At 72.5% G+C, this 1,734-nt stretch carries 1 protein-coding gene and 1 pseudogene; one reads left to right on the plus strand and one right to left on the minus strand.

The window, feature by feature from the left end; translation table 11 throughout:
- Positions 1-636, minus strand: a pseudogene (locus tag JHD21_RS20575) (hypothetical protein); the annotation flags it as partial.
- A gap of 66 nt (positions 637-702) precedes the next feature.
- On the opposite strand from JHD21_RS20575, the gene JHD21_RS20580 reads away from it, so the two are divergent.
- The gene (locus JHD21_RS20580; protein ID WP_292679191.1) at positions 703-1,635 is read left to right on the plus strand and encodes an NAD(P)-dependent oxidoreductase; all 933 of its coding nucleotides are present in this window, start codon (positions 703-705) and stop codon (positions 1,633-1,635) included.
- The last annotated feature ends 99 nt before the right edge of the window (positions 1,636-1,734 follow it).

Consider the following 1,734-nt stretch of genomic DNA (forward strand, 5'->3'; position numbering starts at 1 on the left):
GTCCAGGACGCGTTCCCACAGGTCCGGCCGGGGCAGGTCGACGGCCGCCACCCGGGCGCCCCAGCGGGTCAACGCGCGCAGCGGTCCCATCTCGGACGCGGCACCGATCACCGCCACCGTGTGCCCGTCGAGCCTCAGCCAGTCCGGGTTGGCCAGCACGGCATCGACGGCGTCCGCGACCGTCGGCTCGACGATGCCCGCCTCGACCCAGGTGTCGACCTGCCGGCGGATCGCGTCGCCGCGCAGCAGGTCGCCGCGGTAGGGCAGCACCAGCTCGTCGAGCGGGTCGGCGGTCCCGGTCACCTCGACCTCGCCGAACGCCTCGACACCGCCCGGCCACTCGGCCAGCGACCCCTCCTCGTCGCTCCCACGAACCTGCATCCGTCCGTGCAGTGAGTCCAGCCCGGCGCGCGCGATCCCGACGGCGTCCTCCCGGGAGCCGAGCCCGGCCTCGACGAGGCGCTTGAAGTGGCCCAGGTACTCCGACCGCCACGCGGTCTCCCGCTCCGCCGCGCGGGCGCCGACCGGGTCGACGGCGCGAAGCGCATCGCCCACGACGACGCGACCGAGCGCGCTGGTGCTGCGACCGCCCGACGCGTCGCTGGGGAAGACCACTCCGTGCTGCTCGTCAGCCATGTCGACCATCGTCGCCGATCGTCGGCGCGCAGGGCCACACGCCCGGGTAGCGGTGATGATGGGGTGATGACGGCCGTGCGCACCCTGGTCACCGGATCCCGTGGGAAGGTCGGCCGAGCCGTGGTGCGCGTGCTCCGGGAGGCAGGGCACGTCGTCACCGGGACAGACCTGTCCCCGGTCGACTGGGATCGCCAGCCCGAGGGCATGGCGCCCTACCTGGTGGCCGACCTCACCGACGCCGGACAGGTGTACGCGCTGGTCGGCGGAGCCACGGAGGGTGAGAACGCCAAGGCTGGACCGTATGACGCGGTGGTGCACTGCGCCGCCCTGCCGGCGCCCGGCAGGCACGCGCCGCACGTCGTCTTCGGCAACAACCTCATGGCGACGTTCAACGTCGTGGAGGCCTGCGTGCGGTGGGGCGTCCCGCGGCTGGTCAACATCTCCAGCGAGACCGCCCCGGGGTTCCCCTTCGCCGAGCGCGCGTTCTTCCCGGAGTACCTGCCGGTCGACGAGGAGCATCCACTCATGCCGCAGGACCCGTACGGGCTGTCGAAGGCCCTGGGGGAGCAGGTCTGCGCCGCAGCAGTTCGGCGGTCGGACCTGCGCTGCGTCAGCCTCCGACCGACGTGGGTGCAGGACGCCCACTCCTACGCCAGGAACCTCGGTCCCATCGTCGCCGACCCGTCGGCGCCGAGCATCACGGGATGGGCCTACGTCGATGCCGACGATCTCGCGGACGCCGCTCGCCTGGCGGCTGAGTGCGACCTCGCCGGCCACGAGGTGTTCTACGTGGCCGCGCCCGACACGATCGGTGGACGTGACCTGCACGCCTCGTGGCGCCGGGCATACCCCGACGCGCCGACCCGGCTGCACGAGGTGACTCGTCCCGATGCCAGCGGGATCAGCACCGCGAAGCTCCACCGGCTTCTCGGCTGGACCGCCAAGCGCAGTTGGCGCGACTACCTGACCGACGATGGAGAGCCGCTCTCGGTCACCTGACCCGTGCGTCGCTGAGCAGCGTCATCCGGTCGCGAACAAGTCACGCTGCCCAGTCGAGCCGGGTCTCGGGGAGCTCGCGGTAGATCTCGACCACCAGCG

It is taken from the genome of Nocardioides sp. (assembly GCF_016462705.1).
GTDB lineage: Bacteria > Actinomycetota > Actinomycetes > Propionibacteriales > Nocardioidaceae > Nocardioides.

Excerpts from the sequence above, each read along its gene's own strand:
- JHD21_RS20580 (WP_292679191.1), top strand. The coding sequence starts at position 703 with ATGACGGCCGTGCGCACCCTGGTCACCGGATCCCGTGGGAAGGTCGGC.